We start from the raw sequence: 21,304 nt of genomic DNA, 5'->3' as shown, positions 1-21,304 counted from the left end.
GGCTGCGCCGCGCCTCCTGCCTGGTTGGACGCGGGGCCGGTTCAAGGGGCGCCCTCTCAGAACAACCCCGAGGTCGGCGGTGGCGTGCCCTTGAGTTGCCAGGCACCGACCGCCGCGGCCTTCCAGTGCCGGGGATTGTGGTTGGCCACGGTGCGCGCGTTGCGCCAGTGACGGTCGAGGTTATGGCCGCGGCCGGTGGTCGAGGCGCCACCGACGTCGAACACCAGCTCCGCCGCCTTGAGCGCCGACTCGGCGGCGATGTATTGCGCCTGGGCCACGTCCACCGCCGCCCGGTCCACCGCCTGCGGGTCGAACTCGGTGGCCCAGGCGCGATCGATCGACTCCGCCGCGCGCAGCACCACCGCTTCGGCGCTGAAGGCCCGGGCCGCGATGTCGCCAACGCTGAGTTCGACATAAGGGTCGTCCACCGAGCGCGCGGCGCTGCTGTGCTTGATCGGCCGCGCATGCTCATTGGCGAAGGCCACCGCGTCGTTCAGCGCATTGCGCGCGATGCCGGCCTGCACCGCGCCGAGGAAGAGTTGCAGGAACGGCGTGACGATGGTGCGCTTGCCCTCCTCCACGGTGCGGGTACGGATCTCGTCGGCCTTGACCAGCACGTTGTGCAGGTGGGTGGTGCCGCTGGCGGTCAGCCGCTGCCCCATGGCGTCGAAATCGTCCAGCAGCTCCAGGCCCTGGCGGTCGCGGGGCAAGACGAAGGACACCGGCTGGTCGTTCTCGTCCAGGGCCACCGCGCTGACCCAATCGGCGTACAGCGACCCGGTGCTGTAGTACTTGCTGCCGCTGGCCCGGTAATGGGCGCCGTCGCGCACGATGCGCGCACTGATCGAGCCGTTGGCGCCGCCGACTTCCCAGCCGGCGTTGCCCAGCACCGCGCCCTGCAGGTAACGCTCGAACCAGCGCTCGCGCTCGGCCTCCGCGCCCTCGGCCCGGGAAGCCAGCAAGCCTTCGACGAAACCGAAGCCCGGGCGCAGCGCCTGGGCCACGTTGGAATCCGCCGCGGCGATACGTATCAGCAGCGCGATCACCTCCTTGACCGAGCCCGCCGCGCCGCCGTAGCGCCCCGGAATCCGGCAGGTGAAAAAGCCCGCCTGGGCGATCTGCGCCACCGCGGCGAACGGCAACTGGCGTTCGCGCTCGCGTTGCGCGGCGCCCTGGGCGATCTCGGGCAACAGCCGGTCGGCCCGGGCATTGAGTTGTTCCACCGAGACAATCGGGCGTTCGGGTACTGCGGATAACCTGCTCATGGCATTTCCTTGGGCAACATTCGGGGTTGGATCGCTCGGACAACGGCCACCCGCTGCCGCAGGCCGCGACGGCCGACGTGACGCTCCAGCGCGGGTGGCACGAACATGGGCTGGGCAGATGGCCTGGCTTGCATGGGGCTGACAGGCCTTGGGTCCGGGAACCCGGCTATTGCACAAGGCATGCCGGGCTTTGCGCCCCGTAGACAGGCGCTGTGGCCGGCGTTGCAGAGGTGCCAGGCAAACAATCTGTCCAGCCGGTGTTGGCTGGGCAACAGTGCCATCGGCGCCTCAGCCGGGGTCGCCCTCGCCCGCCGATTCCACCCGCAGGAAACCCTCCGACTCGCAGGGCGGCTCGAGCATGGCGAAGACACTTTTCAACGCCGCCTCGGGCACGCGCTTGTCCGCGGCGCGCCGCGCATTGCGCGACAGTGCCTGCTCCAGGGACGCGCGCACGAAGACGCCAATGACCGGCACCGCGTAATGCCGGGCCAGCGCCAGCAACGGCTGGCGATGCCGCCTGGCCGGCAAGGCCGCGTCGAAGACGATCGCCCGGGCGCCAAGCCGCTCGACATGCTCCGCGACCCAGCGCGACTTGCCCGCGCCCTGCACGCCCATGACCACATACAAGCGGGCATCTGCCGCGGCCCTCGCCAGCTCCGTTTCCAGCCGTGCATAAGCCAACGCCCAGGCCTGCCTGTTGCGCTCGGGCGTGAACTCGCGGCCGAACTCGGTTTCGAGGTAGTCGTCGGGGTTGATGACCTGGGCAATATTCTCCATCTGCACTCCTCGCATTATTTCTTGCCCATCGTCCCGGCCCTGCTCAAGGCCGATCCAGTCCTCCAGGCCAGCATGCTGCCCAAACACGCCTGCCACCTCTGCCATGGCTCAGATCGCCAGCTTGAGGAATTCGAAGGAAGTGCGCCGGCCGCTTTCCAGGTGGGGGATCGCGTCGAGCAAGGCCTGGGTGTAGGGATGCTGCGGATGATCGAATACCTCGCGCACCGGCCCGGCCTCGACCATTTGCCCATCCTTCATCACCAGCACCGCATCGCTGACATGGTTGATCACCCCCAGGTCATGGGAAATGAACAGGCACGCCAGGCCCAGGCGCTGCTTGAGGTCGTCGAGCACTTCGAGGATCTGCGCCTGCACCGAAACGTCGAGGGCCGACACCGGCTCGTCGCAGACCAGGATCTGCGGCCGGGCCGCCAGGGCCCGGGCGATGGCCACCCGCTGGCGCTGGCCGCCGGACAGCTCCAGCGGCCGCCGCCCGAGCAGGTTCGCCTCCAGGCGCACCAGGCCCAGCAGCTCGGTGGCCTGGTGCACCCAGTCGCGGCGCGGATGCCCGGCCACCTGCAGCGCTTCGAACAGCACCTGCTGCACGCTGTAGCGTGGGTCGAAGGAACTCAGCGGGTCCTGGAACACCACCTGGATGCTGCGCCGCAACTGGCGTTTCTGCGCGTCGGGGAGGCTCAGCCAGGGCTGGCCCAGCAGCTGGATAGCGCCGCTGTCCGGGGTCTCCAGGCCGAGGATCATCCGCGTCAGGGTGGTCTTGCCCGAGCCGGACTCGCCGACGATGCCCAGGGTCTGGCCCCGGCGCAGTTGCAGGGACACCCCATCGACCACCGTGCGCAGGCGCCCGTCCGGGCCCTTGAAGGCCTTGCTCAGTCGATCCGCCTGCAACAGCGGCGGCGCCTCGACCCTAGCCGGCGCCTCGACCCTGGCCGGCACCTCGACCTTGGCCGGCGCCTCGACCCTGGCCGGCACCTCGACCTTGGCCGGCGCCTCGACCCGGGCCCGTGCCACCGCGCTCAGGTGCGGACGCGGACTCGGCGCCGGGCGCCGGAAGTGCACCGCCCTGCCCGCGCGCAGCAGGAACTGGGTGTAGGGATGCTGCGGATCGTGCAGCACCTGTTCGACACTGCCCTGCTCGACGATCACCCCGTTGTGCATCACCGCCACCCGGTTGGCCAGGCGCGAGACCACCGCCAGGTCGTGGCTGACGATCAGCATCGCGGTGCTGTCGCCGCGCAGCGATTCGAGCAGGCCGAGGACCTGGGCCTGCACCGTGGCGTCCAGGGCGGTGGTCGGCTCGTCGGCGATCAGCAGCCGCGGATTGCAGGCGATCGCCGAGGCGATCAGCGCCCGTTGGCGCAGGCCGCCGGAGAGCTGGAACGGGTATTGGCGGGCGCGCAGTTCGGGCTCCGGCACCCCCACCGCGCGCAGCAGTTCGAGTACCCGCGCCTGGCGCTGCGCCCGGTCCAGCGGGGTGTGCAGCTCCAGGGGTTCGGCGATCTCCTTGCCCACCGGGCGCAGCGGGTCGAGGGAGCCCAGGGCGTCCTGCATCACAAAGCCGACCTGCGCGCCGCGGATCCGCCGCCAGGCGCGCTCGTCGAAACGCCGCAGGTCCTGCCCGGCGAACTCCAGGCGGCTGGCCTGGATCAGTGCGTTGGCCCCGGTCAGCCCGGCCAGGGTGCGCGAGGTGACACTCTTGCCCGAGCCGGATTCGCCCACCAGGGCCAGGCACTCGCCGCGCCGCAGTTCGAAGCTGATGCCCTTGAGCGTGGGCGCGGCATGGGCGCCGAAGCGCACCTGCAGATCCGCGACCCGGATCAGCGGTTCGGGGTCGTGTTGAATGAGGTTCATGGATGTTTTCCTTCGCTGCGCCGCAGCAGTTCGCGGCCGATCGCGCTGATCGACACCACGGTCAAGGTGATTGCCAGGGCCGGCCAGGCCACCAGCCAGCCGGCATTGCCCAGGTAGTTGCGGCCGATGGCGAGCATGCCGCCCCACTCCGGCGCCGGTGGCGGCGCGCCGAAACCGAGGAAGCTCAGGGCCGATCCCGCGACGATGTTGCTGCCGATGCCGATGGTGGCCAGGATCAGGATCGGCTTGATCGCATTGGGCAGCACATGCCGGGCGATCACCGCAGGGCGCCCGAGGCCCAGGGTGGTCGCCGCCTCGACATAGGCCGCGCCGCGCACCACCAGGGTTTGCGCGCGCACCAGGCGCGCGTAGCGCGGCACGCTGGCGATGCCCACGGCAATGATGGTGTTGAGCTGGCCCTGGCCGAAGAAGGTGATGATCACCAGGGCCAGCAAGAGGTCGGGAAACGCCAGCAGCACATCCACCAGGCGCATCACCGCGCCGTCCAGCCAGCGCGGGCCAAGGCCGGCGAGCAGGCCGAACAGCGTACCGACCAGCAGGCCGATGGCGGTTGCCGACAGCCCCAGCACCAGGGAGGGACGCACGGCGTAGACCAGCCGGGTGAGGATGTCCCGGCCGTTCTCGTCGGTGCCCAGCCAGTACAGGCTGTCCGGCGCGCGAAACGCCTCGCGGGCATTGGCCGCCAGCGGATCGCCGGCCACCAGCCAGGCCGGTTGCAGCGCGGCGATCGCCAGCAGGGCTACGAATAGCCCGGCCAGCAGCAGCCCGGGGCGCGCGAGCCAGGCGTGGGCCGGCCCGCGCCTGGCGCTGAACAAGGGCACCGCCGGGATCAGGCCGGCCGGCACGGGCGTGCTTTGATTGATGGGCGCCATGGGCACCTCCACAGGCTGAAAGTGGGCGCTCAGGGCGCCGGGTTGGGGATGCTGGCGTGGATCTGCTCGATACGCGCCAGCGCCTGGGCATCCAGGCGCAGCGCCAGGGCCCCGAGGTTTTCCCGCAACTGCGCCAGCGAGGTCTGCCCGGTCAGCGCGCTGGCGACGAAGGGCTTGCCCAGCACATAGGCCAGGGCCAGTTGCGCCGGGCTGACCGCCAGGTCCGCCGCCAGTTCGACATAAGCCGCGATCGCCTGCTGGGCGCTCGGGCTGTCGTAGCGGTTGAAGGTGCGGTACACCGCCGACAGGCGCGAACCTTCCGGCCGCGCCCCGCCCAGGTACTTGCCGGTCAGCGCGCCGAAGGCCAACGGCGAATAGGCCAGCAGGCCGACGCCTTCGCGGTGGCTGAACTCCGAAAGCCCGCCCTCATACAGGCGATTGAGCAGGCTGTAGGGGTTCTGGATGCTGACGATCCGCGGCAACCCGAGGATCTCCGCCTGGCGCAAAAACTGCGCGACGCCCCAGGGGGTTTCGTTGGACACGCCGATATGGCGGATCTTGCCCGCCGCCACCTGCTCGGCGAGCACGCCCAGGGTCTCGCCGATGGCAATCGCCTCGGGATCGTCGACATAGGGGTATTCGCGCTGGCCGAAGATATTGGTGGTGCGGTCCGGCCAGTGCAGCTGGTACAGGTCCAGGTAGTCGGTGCGCAGGCGCTTGAGACTGCCGTCCAGGGCCTGGACGATGTTCTGCCGGTCGTGGCGGGTCAGGCCGTCGCGGATATGCGCCCCTGCCCCCGGCTGGCGCGCCGGGCCGATGATCTTGCTGGCCAGGACGATCGAATCGCGGCCCCCGCGGCTGGCCAGCCAGCTGCCGATAAACCGTTCGGTGCTGCCCCAGGTCTCGCCCCGGGTCGGGGTCGGGTACATCTCCGCGGTGTCGATCAGGTTGACGCCGTGGGCCAGGGCCTCGTCGAGTTGCCGATGGGCCTCGGCCTCGCTGTTCTGGTGGCCCCAGGTCATGCTGCCGAGGCCGAGTGCGCTGACCTTCAGGTCGCTGTTGCCAAGTGTGCGGTAGTCCATGGTCTGTCCAGGTCGGTGATGGAGGGATTTCAAATGGCGATGGCCGCCTGCTGGTACTGGCTGGCCGGATACGGCAGGCCCAGGTGCTCGCGCAAGGTGCTGCCGCGGTATTCGCGGCGGAACACCCCGCGCTGCTGCAACAACGGCACCACGTGGTCGACGAAGGCCTCGACCCCGGACGGGAACACGTCCGGCATGATGTTGAAGCCGTCGGCGGCGCCGGCGCGGAACCAGTGTTCCAGGCTGTCGGCCACCTGCTCCGGGGTGCCCACCAGCAGGCGGTGGCCCACCAGGATGCGGCGCGACAGCTCGCGGATGCTGAGGTTCTCCCGGCGCGCCAGGTTCAGCTGGGCTTCGAGGAACCCATGGGAGCCCCGCTCGAACGCCTCGATCGGGCCGATCCGCTGCCATGGCAAGGGCGCGTCCGGGTCCAGCTCCTCGACCGCCAGGCCCACCCGCGAGGCGACCTGCTGCAACAGGCCTTCTTCGCCGTGATAGGCATTGAGCTGGTCGAAACGCGCCTGGGCCTCGGCCTCGGTGCTGCCGATCACCGTGGACAGCCCCGGCATGATTTTCAGGTGCTCGGGGTTGCGCCCCCACTGGCGCGCGCGCTGTTTCATTTCCTGATAGAAGGCCTGGCCGTCCACCAGGGTGGTCTGGGTGGTGAAGATCGCGTCGGCGTAACGCGAGCCCAGGGCCTTGCCGCCTTCCGACGAGCCGGCCTGGACCAGCACCGGCCGGCCCTGGGGCGAGCGCGGCAGGTTCAGCGGGCCCTTGACCGAAAAATGCTCGCCGACGAAGTCGATGGCGTGGATCTTCGCCGGATCGGCGAAGCGCCCGCTGCCGGCGTCGCCGATCACCGCCCGGTCTTCCCAGCTGTCCCACAGCTTGAGGGTAACGTCGATGAACTCGTCGGCCCGGGCATAGCGGTCGACATGCCGTGGCGCGCCGGCCAGGCCGAAGTTCTGCGCCGCGGCGTCGCCGGCGTTGGTCACCACGTTCCAGGCGGCGCGGCCGCCGCTGATATGGTCCAGCGAACTGAAGCGCCGGGCCAGGTTGTACGGATCGTTGTAGCTGCTCGACGCCGTGGCGATCACCCCGATGTGCCGGGTCGCCAGCGCCACCGCGGTCAGCAGCACGGTCGGCTCCAGGCGCCCGGCCGGCTGCCGGGCGATATCGCCGACCAGCGCCGGGCCGTCGGCAAGGAAGATCGCATCCAGGCAACCGCGCTCGGAAATCCGCGCGATGTTGCAGTAATACTCGACGTCCAGATAAGCGTCGGCCGCCACTTCGGCCTTGCGCCAGGCCGCGGCGTGGGCGCCGAAGCCGAGGATGTTCATGCCGATACTCATCTGCTGTTCGGGCTGGCTCATGGTCACTCCTGCGAAGGTGGGGTTCAGACGGCGCTGGCTTCGTCGCGCGCGCCGCCTTTGGCCGCGTCCTGCTCATGCAGGGCACGCCAGGCGGCGCCCGGGCTGATGCCGTTGAGGAAGTAGTTGCCCAGCGCCCGCTCGCGGTAGATCGCCGGGTTGTGCGAGGCCAGGGTGCGCGCGTTGCGCCAGTGCCGGTCGAGGCGCCGGGCCTGGCTGGTGGCCGAGGCCCCGCCGACTTCGAACAGCAAGGTGGTGGCTTCCAGCACCTGTTCGAGCACGATCTGCTGGGCCTGGTACACGCGGATATCTGCCTCGACGTAGTCGGACTCCTGCACGCTGCCGGCCAGCTCGGCCTGGTGCACGCCTTCGAGCACCTCGGCGGCGCCGAGCACCAGGGTCTCGCTGGCGTAGGCCAGGCTCGACAGGCGCCCGATCACCCGCTGCACCAGCGGGTCGTCCTTGGGGCTGGACTGGCCCGGCACGCCGAAGGCGCGGGTGCGGCCCTGGACGAACGAAGTGGCGTCCTGCAGCACCGCGCGGGCGATGCCGGCCAGGGTCGCCAGGTGAAACAGCTGGTAGAACGCCGACAGGTAGGACTCGGCGCGCAACTCGCCGGGCTTGAAGCGGCGCAGTACATGCGTGCAGGGCACCGCGACCTGGCGAAAGCGCGTGGTGCCGCTGCCGCTCAGGCGCTGGCCGAAGCCGTCCCAGTCGTCTTCGCGGCTGACCCCGGGGGCGTCCACCGCCACCACCACGCTGACGAAATCCTCGTCGAGCATGGCCACGGCGGCGACCCAATCGGCGTAGATCGCCCCGGTGCAGTAGTACTTCTCGCCGTCCAGCAGCCAGCCGGCGTCGGGATTCTGTGGGTCGGCGGCGCTGAGCCGCACCGAGTTGCTGGTGCTGTCGCTGCGCTCGGCCATGGCCGCGCCCCACAGCTGGCCGTCCAGCACCTTGGCGAACCAGTAGGCCTGGGAGGCGCTGTCGCCGCTGGACAGGCGCCCTTCGACGAAGCCGAAATGGGCGCGGACGATCTGCGGCAGGTTCGAGTCGGCCGCGGCCAGGTCGATCAGCAGGCGAAACAGCACCGGCAGGCTGACGCCGGCGCCGCCGTGGGCCTGGGGTACACGCAACGCCGCGAACCCGGCCTCGCGCAGCCAGCCGACGGCGTCGAACGCCAGGCTGCGTTGCTGCTCGCGCTCGATGGCGCCGGCGGCGATGCGCTCGAACAGCGGGTGCAGGCGCTCGTGCAACGCGCGGTAGGACGAAGGCTTGGGTGAATGTGCAGTCATGGCAGGTCCTTGCGGGGCGTCACACGGCTTTCGCGCGCGGATCGACCCAGTGATTGATCAGGTCGACCAGAAAGTTGACGACCACATAAATCGCCGCCGCCAGCAGGGTGATCCCCAGCAGCAACGGCACGTCCTTGCTGATCGCCGCGTCGAGCATCAACCGGCCGATGCCCTGGCGCGCGAACAGCAGCTCGATCACCACCGCCCCGCCGAGCAGGCTGGCGAAGACGAACCCGGAGAGGGTCACCAGGGGCACCAGCGCGTGCCGCAGGGCATGCCGCAGGCGCACCCCGGTTTCCGACAGGCCGCGGGCCCGGGCCATGGCGATAAAGGGTTGTTCGAGGATGTCTTCCAGCTCCTGGCGCAAGACCTGGGCCAGCACCGCGGCGATCGGCAGCGCCAGGGCCAGGCTGGGCAGGATCAGCGCACGCCAGCCCTTGGAGCCGGAAGGCGGCAGCAGGTGCCAGCCGAAGGCGAACACCAGCAGCAGGGCCAGGCCGATGACGAAGGACGGCGCCGACGACAGCACCAGCTCGGTGCCGGACGCCAACGAACGGATCCAGCGCGCGCGGTGGGCGGTCAGCACCGCCACCGCGATCGCCAGCAGCACCGCCACCGCCGCCGCGGCCAACGACAGCTGCACGGTGGCCGCCAACTGCCCGCCGATCGCCTGTACCACCGGGATGCGCAGGCGATAGGAATCGCCCAGGTCACCCTGGGCCAGGCGTCCCAGGTACTGGCCGTATTGCACGATCAGCGGCTGGTCGAGGCCGTATTCGGCGCGCACCTGGGCGATCAGCTCGGCGCTGGGCATGGCCTCCGGGCCGCCGAGGATCGCCAGGGCCGGGTCGCCGGCGCTGAGGTTGAGCGCAAGAAAGGTCAGGGTCGCGGCGCCCCAGAGCACGCCGATCCCGGACAGCAATCGGCGCAGGGCGAGTCGCAGGCTGTTCATCGGGCCTCCTGGTCCAGCCAGACGCTGGTGAAAAAAGGTGTGTTGTGGGAGGTGTCGAAAATCAGCCCCTTGACCTGTTTGCGATAGGCCACCAGCACATGGCTTTCGAACACCGGCACGGCGGGCACGGTTTCCACCAGGCGCTGCTGGGCGACCCGGTAGGCCGCGGCCAGCTCGACCGGGTCCTGCGACTGGCGGGCGACGGACAAGGCCCGGTCCAGCTCGGCGTCGCGAAAACGCCCGGCGTTCTGCCCGATCAGCCTGGGCGTGCTGATCGCCTGGCTGTGGTAGAGGATGAACAGGCCGTCCGGGGTGTTGGTATGCCAGTAGCCACCGGCCACCGCCTGGAAATTGCTCGCGTAGCGGCGCTCGATGACCTGGGCCAGGGGCAACTGCTCGATGGCCATCTCGAAGCCGATCTTCTTCAGGTCGGCCTGGATCGCCACCGACACGCTGCTGGGGAACGCCCCGGTTTCGTAGGTCAGCAGGCGCGCCGCCAGCCGCTGGCCGTTCTTGACCCGGTAACCCTGGGCATCGCGCTGGCTCCAGCCGGCCTGGTCGAGAAGGCGATTGGCGGCATCGACGTCATAGGCCAGTACGTCCTTGAACGCCGGGTCGTAGTAACGGGTGTTGGCGGCGAGGAAATCGCCCTTGGGCAGGTACTCGCCAAACCCGGTGATCCAGGCCAGGCCTTCGCGGTCGATGGCCTTGGCCACCGCCCGGCGCACTTCTACATCGTCGAAAGGAAAGCGCTCGACGTTGAAGGTCAGGCTGCGAAACGGGTTGGCCTTGCGGATCCGGCTGCGCATCTGCAAGTCGGGGTTGGCGCGGATGGCCCGGGCGTTCTGCGCCGGAGCGTCGACGGTGAAATCCGACTGGCCCGACTCCAGGGCGCTGAAGCGGATCATCGGCTCGGGCACGATGCTCAGCTCCAGGCGTTGCAGGTAGGCTTCGCCCTGGTGCCGGGTGACCGGCGGCGCCCAGTTGTAGCCTTGGCGCCGGACGAAGCTGGCGCCCTGGTCGCGGGTGTAGCTTTCCAGCACGAAGGGCCCGGAACCGATCGGCCGTTCGGCGATGGTCTTCGGCGCTTCGAGGATCTGCCGCGGCGAGATCATGCTCAGCCAGGACTGCGCGAGGACGTCGAGGAACGGCGAATAGGCCTCGCGCAGGTGCGCCTCGAAGGTGTACTCGTCGACGATCCGGCCATCGACATAAGGCGCGATGTAGGCCGCCGCCAACGGCGACTTGGTGGCTGGGTCGCGCATGTGCTCGAGGTTGACCTGCAGCGCCCGGGCGTTGAATTTCTCGCCGTCGCTGAAGGTCACGTCGTCGCGCAGGTGAAAGGTGTAGGTCTTGCCGTCGGCCGAGATCTCCCAGGACTTGGCCAGCCAGGGCGAGATATTGCCCTGCTCGTCCTGGTACAGCAGGCAGTCGAACAGGATCCGCCCCAGCCACTGCACATTGCCGTGGGAGATCGAATGCACGTCGAGGGTGGTGGTGTCGGACGAGGTCGACACCCGCAGGGTGCCGCCCGGTTTGCCCGGCGCGCTTTCGCGGTAGTCCTCGGCGGCGTAGCTGAGGCTGCCGTTGTCCAGACGGCCGTCGCTCGGTGTACCGGCACCGAAGGCGCCGCTGCCGCGAGGTGCCTCGGCGGCCGGCTTGCAAGCGGCCAGCGCCAGCACGGCGACCAGCGCCGCCAGGCCGGCGAGCCTTGTGGTCAGGGTCATGGTGGTCTCCCGCCACTGCCCGGCCGCCGTGTCGGCGCGCCGGGCAGCAGCCGCGCTGGATCAGAAGTTGTAGGCGATGCCGGTGAAGGCACCGAAGCCGTCGCCGGGGTACAGCGACGCGGTGTCGCGGCCGTTGGCGTTGTAGGTCGGCAGCACCGCCGTCACGTAGTTCTGGTCGGTGAGGTTCTTCAGGTCCAGGTACAGCTGCCACTTCTTGCCCGGGTCGTCGTAGCCGAAGCGCGCGCCCCACAGGGTGTAGGACGGGGCGTAGAAGGTATTGGCGTAGTCCACCGCTGTGCTCGACACCGCCCGCACGTTGAGCCCGGCGTAGAAACCGTTGGCGTATTGGTAGAACAGTTCGCCCTGGTAGACATGCTTGGGCAGGCCCGGCAGCTCGTTCTGGCTGAACAGCGGGTCGTTGCGGTAGTGGAAATCGTTGAGGGTGTAGGCCTGGCGCCAGCTCAGCACGTCGCCGTTGGCGCCTTGCCAGAGCCGCGTGGTCAGCCCGGCCTCGACCCCCTGGTGAATGGTCGGCGTGGCGTTCGAGGTGGAGATCACCGCCGCCGTGGTCCGGGTGGCCGGGAGCACTTCGACGTTGAGCAGCTCGTTCTTGATCCAGGATTTGTACAGGGTCAGGCTGCCGTCGAAGACCGCGTTCTTGCCCCGGATGCCGAACTCCACCGTATTGGCGCTTTGCGGCACCAGCGGCTTGGCGTAGTTGCTGGTGACCCCGGAACCGGAGCTGGACCAGGAACTGGGCGGGTCGATGGAGCGGCTGGCGTTGGCGAACAGCTGGACATCCGGCGTCAGGTAGTAGCGCACGCCGGCGCGCGGCGCGAGTTTCCACTCGTCATAGCGGTAGTGGTCCGGCAGCCCGCTGGTGTTGGCGCGGTCGCTGAAGGTGACGTTGATGTCGCGCTTGATCTCGATCGCCGAAAGCCCGCTGGACAGGTACAGGTTGTCGGTCAGGCCCAGGTCGTTGCCCAGGGTGAACACATGGTCGAAGGAGCCGTCGTACTCGACCTGTTTCTGCAGCACGCCCAGGTCCTTGTCGCCGCGGTAGGTACGGACTCCGGAGCGCACATGCTCGGTGCTGCTCCAGCCTACGGTGGTGGTGCTCGGCAGGCCGAACACTTGGTCGTGGCGGCTGTACTTGAGCGAATAGTTGATGTCGCGCCAGTCCCAGTAGTTGGGGTTGACGCTGCTCTGGCGGCTGAGGATCTGCGGGTAGTCGTGGTACACCAGCCCGGCTTCGAGGGTGGCATCGTCGTCGAAGGTGTAGGTGGTCTTGCTGCCGACCCAGGTCGAGCCGCGCTTGGTCGAGTCGCCCCGGGCATCGCGCACGGCGGCGGTGGTCTTCGACGAGTCGTGCTTGATCTGCGCGCGGGTCAGCGGCGCCGAGTTCTCGTGGTACTCCTCGCGGTAGCGCACGAAGAGGCGGGTTTCCAGTTTCGGGTTGAAGCGATAACCGAAGTTGGTCACCACGCCCTTGGCCTTGGTGAAGGTGAAGTCCTGGTAACCGTCGCGCCGCGAATTGTCGACGCTGACGAAGTAGTCGCCGTCCCCCACTACCCCGCCGGTGCTGAGGGTCTGCTTCTGCCAGCCGAAACTGCCGCCCTCGACCTTGATCCGGTTGTCCGGCGCGGTCAGCCCCGACTGAGTCACGAAGTTGATCGCCCCGCCCAGGGACAACGCGCCGTACTCGAAGGCGTTGGCCCCGCGCAGCACCTCGGTGTAGTCCAGGCCCTGGGTATCCAGCAGTTCATAGGGCGTGCCGCCGGGGCCGGTCAGGGCCAGGCCGTCGAACAGGAACTTGGTGCCTTCGCGGAAATAGCCCGGCGAGGTATTGGCCCCCGAACCGCGGATGGAAATCTTGATCGCATCGTTGCCGCCGGCCGACTGGGCATACACCCCGGGCTGATAGGCCAGGGTGTCTTCGAGGGTCGCGGAACGGCCCTTCTCCACCTCGGCCTGGGTCACCAGGCTGGTGCCGCCGGGGATCTCGTCCAGCTCTGCGCGGGCGGCCTGGGCGGCGGTCTGCCTGGCCGCCTGGACGGTGACCGTGCCCAGGCGCTTCTCGCCGGGCGCCTGGGTCTCGGCGGCCGGGGCTCCGGTGGCCAGGCCGAGTACTGCGGTGCCTACGGCGAATAAAGAGGAATGACGGAAGGTTGTTGCGGTTGTCGCGGCTGTTGTCAGAGACACATGCTTCAAGGTCTTGCTCCCCACCTGATTAAAAAATAGGCGAGTTTCTATAGGTATAGTCAATCTCCCCTCGGCCAATGCACCGACCATGCCAACGGGCAAAGCGCTTTATCCGTGGGCTTTCAAGGCGTTGGAGCGGGCCAGCCGGGTGTTGCAAAACGCTGTGGATGTTCGGCCACTGTTGCGCACCGAACAGTTGCCGTCCGCTGAGCGCCACGGCCACGCGCCGCCGCGGGCGCTGAGCGATCCGGCATATCCATAGACGCAAAAAATATTGGTATATACCAGATGCCCGCCCTTATAAATCGCCCCATCAAAAACAGCGCCCGGCACCCTTCGAGGGACGGCGGGCTGGAGTAGTGAGCGATGGTGTCGTTGCGGGTAATGCTGGAATATTTTCATCCCTGGCCCAACTCGGCGGGGTTGTACCTGGCGCGGGAACGCGGCTGGTACCGGGAGCTGGGCCTGGATGTCGAACTGGTGGTGCATGACCCCTACCGTGGCGACACCCTGCAGCACCTGCTGACCGGCGCGGCGGACTTCGGGGTCTTCCCCAGCAACCGGCTGCTGGTGCGACGCAGCCAGGGGCAACCGCTGCAAGGTATCGCCGCGATCAACCATGCCGGCCTGGAGTCGATCCAGACCCTGACCGACTCCGGCATCCAGCGGCCCCGGGACCTGGTCGGCAAGCGCCTGGCACTCAACCCGACGCCCCGCGGCCTGGCCATGGTGCGCCACCTGGTGCGCGCCGACGGTGGCGACCCCGATGGGGTGATCCTGGTGGACAGCGGCGTGCGCGAATTGCGTCCCGAACAGTTGGCCGAGGGCCTTGCCGACGCCAGTTTCGGCGGCTACTGGGCCTGGGAAGCCTTGATGCCCAGCCCGATCGACGCCACGCGGCGGGTGGTCTTGCCGGTGGACGAGATCGGCGCCCCGGCGTACCACAGCTACCTGCTCGGTGCCCATGAACAGACCCTGGCGGAAAAGCCCCGGCAGGTCCGGGATTTTCTCGCCGCCACCGCCCGCGGCTATCTGGCCGCGGCCCGGGAACCGGAGCTGGCCCTGGCGGCCTATGAATGCACCACGCCGTATTTCCCCACGGAGTTGCTGCGTGCCTCGCTGCACAAGATCGCCCCCACCTGGCTGCACCAGGGACGCTGGGGCGAACAACGCCAGGCCCTGCTCGAACCTTATGCCCAGTGGCTGCACCAGCACGCGGTTCTCGACAACCCCGGGGTGTGGCAGGCCGCGACCAGCAATGCCTACCTGCCGGAGCCGGCCCGATGAGCCTGCAGGCGGTACGAACCGCCCATGGCCTGGGGCTCGATCCGGTCGCGGCCGACTGGCCGGCCCTGGCCGACAGCGACCTCGAGCAGCTGCTGCTCGACTACCCGCAGCTGGGCCGGTTGCAGGAGGTGCAGTGGCACAGCCCGCGGCCGTTTTCCGCCGCCGGCCTGATCACCACCGGCAGCGGCCGCCTGTTCGTCAAACGCCATCACCACCAGGTGCGCCAGCCGGCATGGCTGGAGGAAGAACATCGCCTCATCGCCCATCTGCATCGCCAAGGCGCGCCGGTTGCCGCGGTGCTGCCCAACCGCCACGGCCGCACCGCCACCGCGCAAGGCCCGTGGACCTATGAAATCCACCAGGTCGCCGAGGGCCTGGACCTCTACCGCGATGCGCTGTCCTGGTCGCCGTTCCAAAGCCCGCGGCATGCCTTGGCCGCCGGGCAGGCCCTGGCCCGCCTGCATGAGGCGGCGCAGCGCTACAGCGCCGCGCCCCGCCAGACGCCCGTGCTGCTGGCCAATGCACGCTTGATCGCACAGCCCTCGCCGCTGGCGGCGATCGCCGGCGCCGTGGAGCATGACCCTGGGCTCAAGGCTTACCTGGCCGACAAGGACTGGCAGGCACAACTGAGCCAATGGCTGTTGCCCTTTCACGCGCCGTTGTTGCCCTTACTGGAGCGGCAGGCGCCGCTGTGGACCCACAACGACTGGCATGCCTCGAACCTGTTGTGGGGTGAGGACGGTGCGGTCTCCAGCGTGCTGGATTTCGGCCTCGCGGACCGTACCTTCGCCCTCTTCGACCTGGCCACCGCCATCGAGCGCAACGCCGTGCCCTGGCTGGAACTGGACAGCGGCGGCCCGGCGGTGGCCGACCTGGACAGCGTCGACGCGCTGCTGGCCGGCTACCACCAGGTACGGCCGCTGGAGAGCCGCGACCTGCAGGCACTGAGTGCCTTGCTGCCGCTGGTGCATGTGGATTTCGCCCTGTCGGAGGTGGCCTATTACCAGGGCGTTGTGGGCTCCGCCCGCAGTGCCGACGTGGCCTACCAGGCTTACCTGCTCGGTCATCTGCGCTGGTTCGCCGGCGCCCAGGGACAACGCCTGCTGCGCCATTTGCACCGGGGGCGGCCATGAACCTGCCTGTGCCCGGCACGCTGGTGGACGCCGACTGGCTACACAGCCACCTTGGCCATCCCGCGCTGGTCGTGCTGGACGCCAGCGTGGAACTGCCCGCCCCCGATTTCGATGGCGACTACCGGGTGGCCAGCGGCCGTGACGGCTGGCTGCAGGCGCATATTCCCGGATCGCGGCATGCCGACCTGCTGACGGCCCTGGCCGACACCCGCGCCGGTTTCAGCTTCGCCCTGCCCGACCCCGCCGTCTCGATCCAGGCCTTGGCCGAGCTGGGCGTGGGGGTCGGGTGCAGCGTGGTGGTCTACGACCGCAGCGACGGTTTCTGGGCGGCGCGCCTGTGGTGGATGTTGCGTGGCTTGGGCATCGATGCCTCGGTACTCGATGGCGGCTTCAGGGCCTGGCGCGAGGCGGGCTTGCCGCAACAGCGCGGGCCCGGCGTGACGCCCGACGCTGCCGCGCCCTGGCCGCACGTCCCGCGGGCCGGACTGTGGATCGACCGGGCCGGCGTCGAAGCGGTAGTCCGCGGGCAGGCGCCGGGGCTGTTGGTCTGTGCCCTGGGAGCCGCCTTGTTCGAAGGCTCGGCGACCACCCGTTACGCCCGGCGCGGGCACATACCCGGCAGCCATAACCTGCCGGCCCGGGGACTGTTCGATGCGCAAGGCCGCTACCTATCCAGGGATGCCCTGGCCCTGGCCATCGGACCGACGTTGCTGCACGGCGATGCCCCGTTGATTCTCTATTGCGGAGGCGGCATTTCCGCCGCCGCCAACGCCCTGGCCCTGACCCTGCTGGGTCGCCGGAACGTCGCCATTTACGACGGCTCGCTGCAGGAATGGGCCGCCGATCCGCGCTTACCAATGACTACCGGAGCAGCTCCGGCCTGACGCCTTTTCGGCTCACACGGCTTTCTTTCATTCGTACTGGCAACCCGTCCGTTGCGCAGCGCCGGGCCCCTTTGTGCCCGTACCAGGCGCCATGCAGCCGCGGCCGGGCCCAAGGAGCGCTCGTCTCATGGCTACACCTTTTCGCTACACCCTGCTCACCCTGAGCCTCGCGTTGGTCTCCAGCGCTCTCCAGGCCCAGGAGGCGACCCTCGACACCGTCACCGTGACGGGCCAGGAGCCCACCGGCTACCAGGCGAAAAAGGCCGCGGTGGCGGGCTTCGATAACGCCCCGCTGCTGGACACCCCGGCCTCGGTGGCGGTGATCACCGAAGCCCGCCTGAAGGACCAGCAGGCGCGCCTGCTCAGCGAGGTGCTGAAGAACGACGCCTCGGTGGGCGACAGCTACGCCCCGGTCGGCTACTACGAGAACTTCGTGGTCCGCGGCTTCGCCCTGAATCCGGCCAACAGCTACAAGATCAACGGCCGCACCATCACCGGCGAGCAGAACGTGGCGCTGGAGAACAAGCAGCAGGTGGAAGTGCTCAAGGGCCTGGCCGGTTTGCAAAGCGGCGTGTCCGAGCCCGGCGGCCTGGTCAACTACGTGAGCAAGCGTCCGGAGCAGGTGCGTTCGGTGACCGTCTCCACCAACGAACAGGGCGAACGTTACCTGGCCACCGACGTGGGCGGCTGGCTCGGCGCCGAGCAAGCAGTCGGGGTTCGGCTGAACCTGGCCCACGAAGACATCCGCTCCTATGTCGAGCACGCCGACGGCAAGCGCGATTTCGCCTCCCTGGCCCTGGACTGGAACATCAGCCCCAACGCCCTGCTGCAACTCAACGGCGAATACCAGAAGCGCGAGCAACGCTCGGTACCGGGTTATCAACTGCTGGGCGGCACCGCCCTGCCTCACGGCGTATCGCCGCGGGACCTGCTGGCGTACCAGAGCTGGTCGGACCCGGTGGGCATCGAGTCGCTGAACCTCGACGGCCTGTTCGAGTACCGCTTCAACGACGCCTGGAAAGCCAGCTTCAGCGCCTCTCGCAGCCGGGTGGTGATCGACGACTACAGCACCTTCGCCTGGGGCTGCTACGGCGCGGCCAGCTGCGCCGACAGCGCGCTGCCCAACCACTTCAGCGCCGAGGGCGACTACGACATCTCCGACTACCGCAGCCCCGACGACACCCGGCGCAACGAAGAGGCCCAGGTGGCGATCAATGGCCAGTTCGACACGGGGTTCCTGAAGCATGACCTGACCTTCGGTACCAGCGCGTTCCGCCGCCTGGTGGATCGCCGGCAATCGGTCAACGAGTACATCGGCGAGGGCAACATCTACCAGAAACCTCCGGTGCTGGAGCCCTATGCAGGACCGCTGGGGCCGAGCTATCGACGCCTCGACAGCCGCCAGTACGGGCTGTTCGCCAGTGACCGCATCAGCTTCAACGAACAATGGCAGACCCTCCTCGGCGGCCGCCAGGTGCGCCTGGATGAAGAGACCTACAACATCGCCGGCGACACCACGCGCCATACCCGGCGCAGCGTGTTCCTGCCCCAGGTGGCGCTGATCTACAAGCCGCGTCCCGACACCTCGCTCTACGCCAGCTACAGCAAGGGCCTGTCCCTGGGCGGCGAGGCGGCCTGGTTCAGCAGCAACGCCGACGAAGTGCTGCCGCCGACCACCTCGCGCCAGCTGGAGGTGGGGATCAAGCGCGACTTCCAGCGCCTGAGCCTGACCGCCGCGCTGTTCCAGATCACCCAGGACCTGCAATACAACCGGCCCAACGACGACGGCAGCCTGACGTTCGTGCAGCAAGGCAAGCAGAAGAATGTCGGCCTCGAGCTCTCTGCCAACGGTCGGCTGACCTCCGACCTGCAGGTATCCGCCAGCGTCGCGGCCATCCGCGCGCGGGTCACCGGCAGCGGCACCGACGCCTACGACGGCCACCAGGCGCTCAACGTGCCCAAGCTGCGGGCCAGCCTGCATGGCGACTACAGCATCCCCGGGGTGCCGGGCCTGGCGCTGTTGGGCGGGGTGCAATACAGCGGCAGCAAATATGCCAACCGGGAAGGCAGCGTGAAGGTCGACGACTATGCGGTGTTCGACCTGGGCAGCCGTTACAGCACCCGGATCGGCGATTACGATACGGTGCTGCGCCTGACCGTCGACAACCTGTTCGACAAACGCTACTGGCGCGATGTCGGCGAATCCGCCGGCGACGGCTACCTGTTCCTCGGCGCCCCCCGCACTGCGCGGTTATCCGCCACCATCAACTTCTGAGGTCGACTTTCCATGCGCCATACCCTGCTTGCCAGTGCCGCCCTGCTCGCTGCGTTCCTCGTCGGCTGCCAGCAACAGCCGCCCGCCAACGATCAACTCGACGCGGTGCTCTGGACCCAGACCTCCATCGAACACGAGCTGATCTATCGCCAGGTGTTCGCCAGCGCCACGCGGCAACTGGACGTGGCCCTGGCCACCCCGGACTGGGATGCCCTGCCCTTGCCGCCGCGCCAGCTGGCGGGCCTGCCGCCGGCGGTGATCGTCGACATCGACGAAACCCTGCTGGACAACATTCCCCTCAATGCCCGGGACATTCGCAACGACCAGGCCTACGGCTATGACCGCTGGAACCTCTGGGTCGAGCAGGCCAGGGCGCAGGCCCTGCCGGGGGCCGTGGCCTTCGTGCAGGCCGCCCGTCAACGCGGGATCAAGGTGTATTACCTGACCAACCGTGAGCACAGCCAGGTCCGGGCCACGGTCGACAACCTGCGCCTGCGGGGCTTCCCGGTCGACAGCCCGGAGCAGGTGCTGGCGGCCGGCACGCCCACCGGTCATTGCGAACAGGCCGGCTACGGCAAGGACTGCCGGCGCCAGTGGGTCGCCAGCCAGGCGCGCGTGCTGTTGCTGGCCGGCGACTCGCTGGGCGACTTCGTCCAGGCCGCGCACAACAGCCTCGACGCCCAGCGCCGAGCGGTCGAGCCCTACCTGGGCTGGCTCGGCCAGCGCTGGTTCCTGCTGCCCAACCCGACCTATGGCAACTGGTACAGCGCCCCGTATGGCGACCAGGACGACCTGCCGATGGCCCGCAAGCGCCAGCTCAAGCAGCAGGCCCTGCAGTTGCAGCCCTGAACCGCCGTTCGACCATTCAAGCCCTTGGGGGGCCCTATGTCGCCACTGGAAATAGTCGCCGTGTTCTTCAACATCGCCGGGGTCTGGCTCACCACGCAGCGGGTGCGCTGGTGCTGGCCGGTCAGCGTGGTCGCGGTCTTGCTGTATGCCTGGATCTTTTTCGAGGTGAAGCTGTATTCGGACATGCTCCTGCAGGGCGTATTCGCCGTCCTGCAGGGTTACGGCTGGTGGCGCTGGAGCACCGGGCACATGGCGGCGGGCAAGGTGCAGGTCGAGCGCCTGCCCCACGAGCAGGCCTGGCGCCATCTGCTGGCCGGACTGCTCGGAGCGCTGCTGCTGGGCGCCTTGATGCAGCGTTTCACCGACGCCGCCCTGCCCTGGTTCGACGCGCTGCTCACGGCGTTCAGCCTGGTGGCCAGCCTGTGGGCCGCACGCAAGTATGTGGCCAGCTGGTGGCTATGGATTGTGCTGGACAGCGCCTATGTCGGTCTGTTTTTGTACAAGGGTTTGTCGCTGACCGCGGGCTTGTATGCCGGCTTTGTGATCCTGGCCCTCTATGGCTTGCGCACCTGGGCCGGCGAACTGCGCCGGCAGGAGTCCCGGTCCGCGCTGGACCCGGCCTGCGACAGCCCCTGAGCGGCGCTTGCCCATCCCCTCTTTCAACCGAACGGAACATCGGATGCCCTTCGATCCCATTTCACCGCACTACCAGCGCATTCGTGAGCAGATCGCTCAAGACATCGCCGGCGGCAGCCCCCAGGCCGATGAGAAGTTCCCTTCCGAGCGCGAGCTGATCGAGCGCTTCGGCTGCACCCGGGTGACCCTGCGCCAGGCCCTGCAACAGCTGGAAGCCGAGGGCCTGGTATATCGGGAAAACCGTCGCGGCTGGTACGTCAGCCCGCAACGCATCCGCTACGACCCCTCGCGCATCACCGGTTTCATGGAGTACGTCGCCGCCCAGGGGCGTGTCCCGCGCACCGAATGCCTGCTGGCCGAACAGCGCCCCGCCGGTGCCTGGCTGGCCAGGCGCATGGGCCTGGAGTCCGCGGACGAACCGGTGTTCTACCTGCAACGCCGGCGCTGGATCGACCGGCGCCCGGTGCTGCTGGAGTGCAACGCGATCCTCGCCAGCTGGTGCCCCGGCTTGCTGGAGGTGGACCTGAACACCTCGCTGACGCGGGTGCTGCGCGAGCGCTTCGCGCGGGTGCAATCGCGCTGCGAACTGCAAATCCACACCAGCACGGTCAACGAGGAACAGGCCGACCTGCTGCAACTGTCCCCGGGCTCCACCAACGTCTACCTGGAGCGGCTGAACTTCGGCGAGGACAATCAGCCGGTGGAGTTCGACCAGGAATTCTGGCGCCCCGATGCCTTGTCGATCGTGATGCAGACCCATTACCCGGGCACGCTGGCCTGAAGCAGGTTTTCGGCCATGGCGCGCCGG

17 protein-coding genes are annotated in these 21,304 nt (G+C 68.6%); 7 read left to right on the top strand and 10 right to left on the bottom strand.

Annotated elements, in window-relative coordinates:
- Positions 1–56: 56 nt before the first annotated feature.
- The 10 genes from TO66_RS15460 to TO66_RS15415 all read right to left on the bottom strand — a co-directional run bounded on the left by TO66_RS15460 (position 57) and on the right by TO66_RS15415 (position 13,432).
- On the bottom strand, positions 57–1,265 hold the full coding sequence (locus tag TO66_RS15460; protein ID WP_044463153.1) for an acyl-CoA dehydrogenase family protein: 1,209 nt from the start codon (positions 1,263–1,265) through the stop codon (positions 57–59).
- A gap of 288 nt (positions 1,266–1,553) precedes the next feature.
- Complete coding sequence (locus tag TO66_RS15455) at positions 1,554–2,042, bottom strand: AAA family ATPase (protein ID WP_044463152.1); 489 nt, start codon at positions 2,040–2,042, stop codon at positions 1,554–1,556.
- A 108-nt stretch (positions 2,043–2,150) separates the two neighbouring features.
- On the bottom strand, positions 2,151–3,911 hold the full coding sequence (locus TO66_RS15450; protein WP_044463151.1) for an ABC transporter ATP-binding protein: 1,761 nt from the start codon (positions 3,909–3,911) through the stop codon (positions 2,151–2,153).
- Positions 3,908–4,804, bottom strand: coding sequence for an ABC transporter permease (locus tag TO66_RS15445; RefSeq protein ID WP_082061093.1), 897 nt, complete (start codon positions 4,802–4,804; stop codon positions 3,908–3,910). The genes TO66_RS15450 and TO66_RS15445 overlap by 4 nt, the downstream gene beginning before the upstream one ends.
- Positions 4,805–4,833: 29 nt before the next feature.
- Positions 4,834–5,886, bottom strand: a complete 1,053-nt coding sequence (locus tag TO66_RS15440; protein ID WP_044463150.1) for an NADP(H)-dependent aldo-keto reductase — start codon at positions 5,884–5,886, stop codon at positions 4,834–4,836.
- A gap of 29 nt (positions 5,887–5,915) precedes the next feature.
- On the bottom strand, positions 5,916–7,259 hold the full coding sequence (locus TO66_RS15435; protein ID WP_044463149.1) for an LLM class flavin-dependent oxidoreductase: 1,344 nt from the start codon (positions 7,257–7,259) through the stop codon (positions 5,916–5,918).
- A gap of 23 nt (positions 7,260–7,282) precedes the next feature.
- Positions 7,283–8,551: an acyl-CoA dehydrogenase gene (locus TO66_RS15430; RefSeq protein ID WP_044463148.1), complete on the bottom strand. Its 1,269-nt coding sequence runs from the start codon at positions 8,549–8,551 to the stop codon at positions 7,283–7,285.
- A 19-nt stretch (positions 8,552–8,570) separates the two neighbouring features.
- Positions 8,571–9,503 (bottom strand): ABC transporter permease, encoded by a 933-nt coding sequence (locus TO66_RS15425; protein ID WP_044463147.1) that lies wholly within the window; start codon positions 9,501–9,503, stop codon positions 8,571–8,573.
- Complete coding sequence (locus TO66_RS15420; protein ID WP_082061092.1) at positions 9,500–11,230, bottom strand: ABC transporter substrate-binding protein; 1,731 nt, start codon at positions 11,228–11,230, stop codon at positions 9,500–9,502. The genes TO66_RS15425 and TO66_RS15420 overlap by 4 nt, the downstream gene beginning before the upstream one ends.
- A 60-nt stretch (positions 11,231–11,290) precedes the next feature.
- Complete coding sequence (locus TO66_RS15415; protein ID WP_044466042.1) at positions 11,291–13,432, bottom strand: TonB-dependent receptor domain-containing protein; 2,142 nt, start codon at positions 13,430–13,432, stop codon at positions 11,291–11,293.
- Between the two features lie 366 nt (positions 13,433–13,798).
- On the opposite strand from TO66_RS15415, the gene TO66_RS15410 reads away from it, so the two are divergent.
- The 7 genes from TO66_RS15410 (at position 13,799) to TO66_RS15380 (ending at position 21,277) form a co-directional block, all read left to right on the top strand.
- Complete coding sequence (locus TO66_RS15410) at positions 13,799–14,719, top strand: ABC transporter substrate-binding protein (RefSeq protein ID WP_044463146.1); 921 nt, start codon at positions 13,799–13,801, stop codon at positions 14,717–14,719.
- Entirely contained in the window at positions 14,716–15,852 is a 1,137-nt protein-coding gene (locus TO66_RS15405; RefSeq protein WP_044463145.1) for a phosphotransferase enzyme family protein, read from the top strand. Before TO66_RS15410 ends, TO66_RS15405 begins: the two co-directional genes overlap by 4 nt.
- On the top strand, positions 15,849–16,736 hold the full coding sequence (locus TO66_RS15400) for a sulfurtransferase (RefSeq protein WP_044463144.1): 888 nt from the start codon (positions 15,849–15,851) through the stop codon (positions 16,734–16,736). Before TO66_RS15405 ends, TO66_RS15400 begins: the two co-directional genes overlap by 4 nt.
- Positions 16,737–16,863: 127 nt before the next feature.
- Positions 16,864–19,011 carry a TonB-dependent siderophore receptor gene (locus TO66_RS15395; protein ID WP_044463143.1) on the top strand — a complete coding sequence of 716 codons (2,148 nt, stop codon included), beginning with the start codon at positions 16,864–16,866 and terminating at the stop codon, positions 19,009–19,011.
- 12 nt (positions 19,012–19,023) lie between these two features.
- A complete protein-coding gene (locus TO66_RS15390) occupies positions 19,024–19,860 on the top strand; it encodes a 5'-nucleotidase, lipoprotein e(P4) family (RefSeq protein ID WP_044463142.1) in 837 nt (278 codons plus the stop codon).
- Between the two features lie 36 nt (positions 19,861–19,896).
- A complete protein-coding gene (gene pnuC, locus TO66_RS15385; RefSeq protein WP_044463141.1) occupies positions 19,897–20,496 on the top strand; it encodes a nicotinamide riboside transporter PnuC in 600 nt (199 codons plus the stop codon).
- Between the two features lie 43 nt (positions 20,497–20,539).
- Positions 20,540–21,277 (top strand): GntR family transcriptional regulator, encoded by a 738-nt coding sequence (locus TO66_RS15380; protein WP_044463140.1) that lies wholly within the window; start codon positions 20,540–20,542, stop codon positions 21,275–21,277.
- Positions 21,278–21,304: the final 27 nt, after the last annotated feature.

This window comes from Pseudomonas sp. MRSN 12121, from assembly GCF_000931465.1.
GTDB lineage: Bacteria > Pseudomonadota > Gammaproteobacteria > Pseudomonadales > Pseudomonadaceae > Aquipseudomonas.
The sequence above is the reverse complement of the archived record's forward strand: the minus strand, read 5'-3'. Positions and strand labels throughout refer to the sequence as shown.